The organism is uncultured Luteimonas sp., from assembly GCF_947492465.1.
GTDB lineage: Bacteria > Pseudomonadota > Gammaproteobacteria > Xanthomonadales > Xanthomonadaceae > Luteimonas.
This window is the reverse complement of the sequence record NZ_CANLNF010000002.1, coordinates 671,944-679,670: the sequence shown is the minus strand read 5'-3', so window position 1 is coordinate 679,670 and position 7,727 is coordinate 671,944. Positions and strand designations below refer to the sequence as shown.

Sequence of the window (7,727 nt, the reverse complement as noted above, 5' to 3'; positions counted from 1 at the left end):
GGGGGGGGGGCGGCGGGGGGGGGGGGGGGGGGGGGGGGCGGGGGGGGGGGGGGGGGGGGGGGGGGGGGGGGGGGGGGGGGGGGGGGGGGGGGGGGGGGGGGGGGGCCGCTACGCGGCCGCAGGCGAAGGACATGCGGACAGGAATCCACCGCCGGGCGCCGCCGCATTGTACGGACTCGCGCATCGTGGACCGGCGCTACGGCTGACCAAGCGTCTGGCCCGTCTGCCCATGCGACGTCCTGCGCGCCACCTCCGGCACGAACAGCGCTTCGAGCAGCGCGGTCAGCAGCACCGCTGCCATCGCCCCGGCCAGGGTCAGCACGACCCGGGTCAGCACCGCGTAGCCGGGCTCGCTGGAGGTCAGCGAACCGCCCACCAGCGCCAGCATGGCCGAGAAGCCGAACTGGTACACCATTGGCGGCTCGCGCCCGGTCATCATCCGTGTGCCGAAGTACAGCCCGGCCAGGAACAGCAGCAGCACCATCACCGACAGGTGCCCGACGATGGTGAAGCAGAACAGCAGGAGCAACGCCATCGCCGCGCCCAGCAGCGTGGCCACCATGCGCTGCCTGGCCTCTTCCAGGGAGCGCTGCTGCGAAGGAAAGACCAGGACGAAGGTGGCCACGACGGCGAGGATGATATTGCCCGGTTCGATGAAGGCGTACAGCCAGAAACACAGCAGCAGTTGCACGCCGGCACGGATCGCCGCCGCCTTGACGTGATGTCCTGGTGCCGGGACATAGTGCTCCACCGCCTTTTCCCGCGTGCGCACCGGGAACAGCAGATACATCGCCGGAATGATGAACAGCGAGGCGATGCAGGCCTCGGACATGGCGTCGCGCAGCATCTCCATCGCGGCGATTGAGCTCATGCCCATCACCGACATCAGCACGGTGACGATGACGATCAGCATCCCCAGAGGATTGCCGGTGCGCTGGATCACCAGGAAGCCGAGGAACAGCAGCACGCCCATCAGCACGATCAGCACCATCGGCATCGGCCGGGTCAACGACACCAGCGACGACATCAACCACACCATCACCAGAAACGCGATCGGCGCGCCGAACACCTTCCTGGGATCGAAGGCCTTGCGGTTGCCTGCCATCAGCCCGACCGGCAGCGCCGCCATCAGCGCCGGGATCGAGGACTGCAGCAGCGGTGCCAGCACGAAACCCAGTGCGGCGGCAAAAGCCAGCCGGATCGCGAACAGCGGATCGTCGGCAAGCAGGGGGCGGGGGGCGACGTACATGCCGGCGGGAAGTCAATAGAGGTAGGAGGAGATGGCCTGGATGCGATGCAGCAATGCCGCGATCCAGCCCACCGGGCCGCCGTGCCCACCGGTGTAGACGACCACGCTGACCTTTGCGCCAGAGCGCACCTGTTCGGGCCACGCCTGGTCCGGCGCAAGCTCGATGCGTACCGGAATCCGCCGCGCCGGCTCGAACCAGCGCGTCTCCGGCGCGTTCTGCAGCAGCCCGCCGGAAAACGTGCGGCCAGGATCGATCGCCCCGGCGATGCTGTGCACCCGGCCTTCGAAGATGGTGCCTGGAACCGCATCGAACAGGATCCCGGCCCGGTCGCCGGGCCTGATGTTGCCCAGCTGGTTCTCGCGCATGTCGGCCACGACCCACGCGCCGTCGCTGTCCACGAAGGTCAGCACCTGGGCGCCCGCGCTCGCGTACTGCCCCACGGCGAGCTGCAGGTTGGTGACAAGCCCGTCGCGCGGCGCCTCGACGGTGGCGTACAGCAGGTTGAGCTGCGCCTGCTCGAGCTGCGCCTGCGCCTGGCGGATCTGCGGGTTGTCCGCGCCTCCCGCGCCCAGCTGCAGCTCGGCGCTGCGCAGCCCGGCCAGCGCCGCCCGCAGCTGCGCTTCGGCCGTTTTCACGGAGGCGCGCGCATTGTCGCCGTCGGCGCGCGACACCAGCTGGTGCTGCTCCAGTTCCAGCGTGCGGGCGGTGGCGAGGCGGGTGTTGGCGAGATTGACCCGGGCCTGGGCGACGTCCGCCTGCGAGGCCGCCAGCGCCGCCGAAGATGCGTCGATGCCCTGGGTCGCCTGCGCCAGCGTCGCCTCGGCTTGCTGTACCGCGACCTCGAACGGACGCGGATCCAGCGCGAACAGGGGCGTGCCCTGGCGCACTTGCTGATTGTCGTGGACGAACACCTCGCCGACCTGGCCGCCCACGCGTGGACCGATCAGGGTCACCCAGGTCGAGACCGTGCCGCGCGAGGTATAGGGAGCGTGGCGGTCGGTCAGCACGTACCAGGTCATCAGCACGACCACCAGGATGGCCACGATGAACGCGACCATCCTGGCCGGATTCCGCTGGGGACCGGCGTCCGTGGCGGAGGACGTCGTGCTGTCGGGCGAAGGGGGTTCGGATGAAGAAGTCGAAGGCGGGGGGATCGGGCTCATCCCTGGGGTCCTCGGGAAGCAGAACGGCTGACGGGCAGGAGTGGTGGTTCCAGCACGCGGTTGATTGTTGTGCGACATCATGACATGATTTAACGAATAACGGTCGCCAATTGATCCAGATCAATGCGCGGCCCAGCCAGGACCGTCATGCTGCACTACAGCATCCATTCTCATGCCGGGACGGACATGCCCCCCCCCATCGCACGGCCCCCATCCGCTGGACGTCAAGGCGAGCGCCGCCCTCGCCGGGCTTACGGCCTCGATGTCGCCGCAATCGGCCGTGCTCGCCTGGACGGACTGGGCCACGCACCTGGCCGCTTCGCCGGGCAAGCAATCCGAACTGCTGACGCTGGGGCTGGAGCAGGCCGCGTCGCTGGCCGGCTATCTGCGCGAATGCCTGCTGGAAGGCCCTGGCAAGGCCCACGGCTGCATCGAGCCCCCGGCGCAGGATCGCCGTTTCTCCGACCTGGAATGGCGCCGCTGGCCGTTCAACCTGTGGCACCAGGCGTTCCTGCTCAACCAGCGCTGGTGGGAAGCGGCCACCCGCGACGTGCCCGGAGTGGAGCGGCACCACGAGAACGTCGTCGGCTTCGCCGCGCGGCAGTGGCTGGACCTGTTCTCCCCGGGCAACCAGCTGGCGACCAATCCCGTGGCGCTCAAGCGCACGGTCGAGGAGTCGGGAGCGAACCTGGCGCGCGGCCAGGCCATCCTCGCGGACAACCTGCAGCGCACGCTCGCCGGGTCGCCGCCGGCGGGCACGGAGGATTTCGTGGTCGGCCGCGACGTGGCGGCGACGCCCGGCAGGGTGGTGCTGCGCAACCGCCTGATCGAGCTGATCCAGTACGCGCCGACCACGGCGAAGGTGCATCCCGAGCCGGTCCTGATCGTGCCGGCCTGGATCATGAAGTACTACATCCTCGACCTGTCGCCGTCCAACTCGCTGGTGAAGTACCTAGTGGATCAAGGCCACACGGTGTTCTGCCTTTCCTGGAAGAACCCCGGCGCGGAAGATCGCGACCTCGGCATGGACGAGTACCTGGATTTGGGCTTCCACGCCGCGCTCGATGCGGTCAACGCGATCGTGCCCAACCGCAAGGTGCACGCCACCGGCTACTGCCTGGGCGGCACGCTGCTGGCGGTGGCCGCGGCGGCGATGGCCCGCGACGGCGACGACCGGCTGGCCTCGATGACCCTGTTCTGCGCGCAGACCGACTTCAGCGAGCCGGGCGAGCTGGGCCTGTTCGTCGACGAGAGCCAGGTCACCCTGCTGGAAGCGCAGATGCAGGTGAAGGGCTATCTGGGGGCCGAACAGATGGCCGGCGCCTTCCAGATGCTGCGCTCCTATGACCTGATGTGGTCGCGCCGGGTCAGCGAGTACCTGCTCGGCGAACGCAGGCCGATGAACGACCTGATGGCCTGGAACGCCGACGCCACGCGGATGCCGGCGAAGATGCACGCGCAGTATCTGCGCCGGCTGTTCCTCGACGACGATCTCAGCGAGGGGCGCTATCCGGTGGACGGGCGGCCGGTGTCGCTGGGCGACATCGCCCTGCCGGTATTCAGCGTCGGCACGATCACCGACCACGTCGCGCCCTGGCGCTCGGTCTACAAGCTGCACTACCTGTCGCCGGCCGAGATCACCTTCGTGCTGACCAGCGGCGGCCACAACGCCGGCATCGTCAGCGAGCCGGGACGGCCTCGGCGCAGCTTCCGCATCGCCACGCGGCCGGCTGGCGGCAACTACGTGCCCCCCGACCCGTGGATCGAAGCCACCGCGCCGCAGGCAGGCTCGTGGTGGCCGGCGTGGGCGGCTTGGCTGCGCGAACGCTCCGCAGCGCCGGTGGCCCCTCCCTCCATCGGCGCGCCGCGCAAGGGCTGCAAGCCCCTGGACGATGCGCCGGGCCGATACGTCCTGGAGCGGTGACATGGGCATCCTGGACGGCAAGAAAGGGCTGATCATCGGCATCGCCAACAATCGCAGCATCGCCTGGGCCTGCGCCAAGGCCATGGACGCCGCCGGCGCCACGCTCGGGGCCACCTGGCACACGGAAAAGTCGCGACCGCACGTCGAGCCGCTGCTCGACGCGCTGGGCGCGGACATCCGGCGGCCGCTGGACGTGTTCGAAGACGCCCAGATGCAGGCGCTGTTCGACGCGGTCGCCGAACGCTGGGGATACCTCGACTTCATCCTCCACGCCGTCGCCTACGCCCCCCGGCAGGATCTGCAGGGTCGCGTCACCGACAGCTCGCGCGAAGGCTTCTGCCAGGCCATGGACGCGTCCTGCCATTCCTTCATCCGCCTGGCGCGGCTGGCCGAGCCGCTGATGCCCCATGGCGGCAGCCTGATCACGATGAGCTACCTGGGCGGTGCCGAAGTCGTCCCCCACTACGGGATCATGGGACCGGTCAAGGCCGCGCTGGAATCGGCCACGCGCTATCTCGCCGCCGAACTCGGCCCGGCCGGCATTCGTGTCAACGCCGTCTCTCCCGGACCCATCCCGACCCGCGCTGCATCGGGATTGAGCAATTTCGACGCACTGATCGCAGACAGCGCGGCGCGCGCGCCGATGCGCGGCACGCTGAGCATCGATGACGTCGGTCCGCTGTGCGCCTTCCTGGCCAGCGACGGTGCCCGCGCCATGACCGGTTCCACGCTGTACGTGGACGGCGGCTACCACATCCTCAATTGATTGCGCCCAAGGACATCCCGCACGTGGCCGAGCATGCAACTGCCATCCCCAACGCGTCCCGGACGAGACTTCGCCATGGTGTCGCCGCCGGCCTGCTGACGGCGGCCCTGGCCGGCTGCGGCACGCTGGCGCCGCGCCCGGCCGAGGTCGCCCCGCCGATTCCCGCCGACTGGATCGGCCTGGCCGAAGCGGATGCGGCCGCAACCCCCGCGGCCGTCGTCGGCTGGGAGGCCTATTTCCGCGATCCGCTGCTGCAGCGACTGATCCGGATCACGCTGGACAACAACCGCGACCTGCGCATCGCCGCGCTGCGCGCCGAGGAAGCGCGCGCGGCGTTCCGGATCCAGCGCTCCGAGCAGTTCCCTGCGCTGGGCGTCAACGCCCAGGGGGCGCGGGCACGGGTGCCCGGCGGCCTCAACGCCAGCGGCGTTTCCGTGGTCGGCGGCGAGTACCGCGCCGAGGTCGGCCTGAGCAGTTGGGAACTGGACCTGTGGGGCAGGGTGCATCACCTCAAGACGTCCGCGCTGGAACAGTGGCTGGCCAGCGAGGCCGGGCGCCACGCGGTCGAACTGGCGCTGGTGGCCCAGGTCGCCGACGGCTACCTGGGCCTGCGCGAACTGGACGAGCGGGTCGCGCTGGCCCGGCGCACAGTGGACACGCGCGCCGAATCGTTCCGCATCTTCAGCCGCCGCTTCGAGGTTGGCGCGGCCTCGAAGCTGGAACTGACCCAGGTTCAGACCCTGCTGACCCAGGCCCAGGCGCTGCTGGCGCAGTTGGAGCTGGCGCGCGCCCAGCAAGCGCATGCGCTGGGGCAACTGGTCGGTGCCCATCCCGGCCCGCTGCCCGAGGCGGCCCCGTTCGACGAGGCCCTGGTGCTGTCCGAACTGTCGCCGGCCCTGCCGTCCGACCTGCTGATCGCGCGTCCGGACATCATCGCCGCAGAGCACCGGCTGCGTGCCGCCAACGCCAACATCGGCGCGGCGCGCGCGGCCTTCTTCCCGCGCATCGCGCTGACCGGCGGCTGGGGCAGCGCCAGCGCCGAACTCGACGGCCTGTTCGACTCCGGCAGCCGCGCCTGGACCTTCGCTCCAGTGCTGTCGCTGCCGATCTTCGACGGCGGCCGCCGCCGCGCCAACCTGGCGCTGAGCGAGGTGCGCGAGGACATCGCGGTGGCCGAGTACGAAAAGAGCATCCAGACCGCCTTCCGCGAGGTCGCCGACGCGTTGGCGGCGCGCCGCTGGCTGGGCGAGCAGCGCGACGTGCAGCGGGTGGCGCTGGACGCGGCGGCAGAGCGCGCGCGGCTGGCGCAGCTGCGCTACGACCACGGCTCGGCCGCCTACCTCGAAGTGCTCGACGCCCAGCGCGATTTGCTGGCCGCCGAGCAGCAACTGGTGCAGGCGCGGCGCGCCCTGCTGTCCAGCCAGGTCGCGCTGTACGCGGCGCTCGGTGGCGGCAGCGCCGGCCGCGTGCCGGCCGCCACCGATTCCCCCTCCGATTCCAACAGCGCCAGGTAGGCCACATGGACATGCTCGCAACCCTCAAGAAGAAGCCCCTGGTCGCGGCGGCCGTCGTCGTCGTCGTGGCACTGCTGGCCTGGTGGGCCTGGAACAGTCTGCTCGACAGCGGGCCGGGCGAAGGTTTCGTCAGTGGCAACGGCCGCATCGAGGCCACCGAGATCGACGTGGCCACCAAGCTGCCGGGCCGCATCGAGGACATCCTCGTGCGCGAAGGCGACTTCGTGACCGCCGGCCAGCCGCTGGCGCGGATGCAGCTCGATACCCTCGATGCCCAGCGCGCCGAGGCCGAGGCCGGACGCCAGCAGGCCGAACACGGCGCCACCGCTGCCGAAGCCCAGGTGGTCCTGCGCCAGAGCGATGTCGCCGCCGCCAGGGCCCAGGTCGCCCAGCGCGAGACCGAACTGGACGCGGCCAGGCGCCGCTTCGCCCGTTCCGAGACCCTCGCCGCCGAAGGCGCCGCCTCGGTCCAGGAACTGGACGACGATCGCGCCCGCGTCCGCGGCGCCGAAGCGGCGCTGGCCGCGACCCGTGCCCAGGTGGCCGCCGCCGAGGCCGCGGTCGCGGCGGCGCAGGCGCAGGTGGTCGGCGCCCGCTCCAGCGTGGATGCCGCCGCCGCCACGGTCGCGCGGATCGAGGCCGACATCGCCGACAGCGTGCTCAAGGCCCCGCGCGACGGCCGCGTGCAGGTGCGCGTGGCGCAACCGGGCGAAGTGCTGGGCGGCGGCGGCCGGGTGCTCAACCTGCTGGATCTGTCCGACGTCTACATGACCTTCTTCGTGCCCGAGACCGTGGCCGGCCGCGTTGCCCTCGGCAGCGAGGTGCGGATCGTGCTGGATGCCGCGCAGGGCGCGGTGATCCCGGCCTCGGTGTCGTTCGTCGCCAGCCAGGCGCAGTTCACGCCGAAGACGGTGGAGACCGAGAGCGAGCGCCAGAAGCTGATGTTCCGGGTGCGTGCGCAGATCGCGCCGGAGCTGCTGCGCCAGTACCTGGACCAGGTCAAGACCGGGGTGCCCGGCGTGGCCTGGCTGAAGGTCGATCCGCAGGCCGAATGGCCGGCGTCGCTGGCGGTCGACCCTGCGCTGATGGCCCGCACGACGGACTGATCCG

At 70.7% G+C, this 7,727-nt stretch carries 7 protein-coding genes; 5 read left to right on the top strand and 2 right to left on the bottom strand.

Features of this window, described 5'->3' with window-relative positions; all coding sequences use genetic code 11:
- Nucleotides 1-196: 196 nt before the first annotated feature.
- Together Q0863_RS08090 and Q0863_RS08085 are read right to left on the bottom strand one after the other, a co-directional pair.
- Nucleotides 197-1,249, bottom strand: coding sequence for an FUSC family protein (locus Q0863_RS08090; protein ID WP_099476151.1), 1,053 nt, complete (start codon nucleotides 1,247-1,249; stop codon nucleotides 197-199).
- Nucleotides 1,250-1,261: 12 nt separating this feature from the next.
- Nucleotides 1,262-2,308: an HlyD family secretion protein gene (locus Q0863_RS08085; RefSeq protein WP_197592984.1), complete on the bottom strand. Its 1,047-nt coding sequence runs from the start codon at nucleotides 2,306-2,308 to the stop codon at nucleotides 1,262-1,264.
- Here Q0863_RS08085 and Q0863_RS08080 point away from each other — a divergent pair.
- From Q0863_RS08080 to Q0863_RS08060, 5 genes are all read left to right on the top strand, one after another.
- Nucleotides 2,295-2,444 (top strand): hypothetical protein, encoded by a 150-nt coding sequence (locus tag Q0863_RS08080; RefSeq protein ID WP_197592985.1) that lies wholly within the window; start codon nucleotides 2,295-2,297, stop codon nucleotides 2,442-2,444. The genes Q0863_RS08085 and Q0863_RS08080 overlap by 14 nt on opposite strands.
- 141 nt (nucleotides 2,445-2,585) lie before the next feature.
- On the top strand, nucleotides 2,586-4,337 hold the full coding sequence (locus Q0863_RS08075) for an alpha/beta fold hydrolase (protein ID WP_298577041.1): 1,752 nt from the start codon (nucleotides 2,586-2,588) through the stop codon (nucleotides 4,335-4,337).
- 1 nt (nucleotide 4,338) lies between these two features.
- A complete protein-coding gene (gene fabI, locus Q0863_RS08070; RefSeq protein ID WP_298577039.1) occupies nucleotides 4,339-5,103 on the top strand; it encodes an enoyl-ACP reductase FabI in 765 nt (254 codons plus the stop codon).
- Nucleotides 5,104-5,126: 23 nt separating this feature from the next.
- Complete coding sequence (locus Q0863_RS08065) at nucleotides 5,127-6,617, top strand: efflux transporter outer membrane subunit (protein ID WP_298577037.1); 1,491 nt, start codon at nucleotides 5,127-5,129, stop codon at nucleotides 6,615-6,617.
- Between the two features lie 5 nt (nucleotides 6,618-6,622).
- Nucleotides 6,623-7,723, top strand: coding sequence for an efflux RND transporter periplasmic adaptor subunit (locus Q0863_RS08060; RefSeq protein ID WP_298577036.1), 1,101 nt, complete (start codon nucleotides 6,623-6,625; stop codon nucleotides 7,721-7,723).
- Nucleotides 7,724-7,727 lie beyond the last annotated feature (4 nt).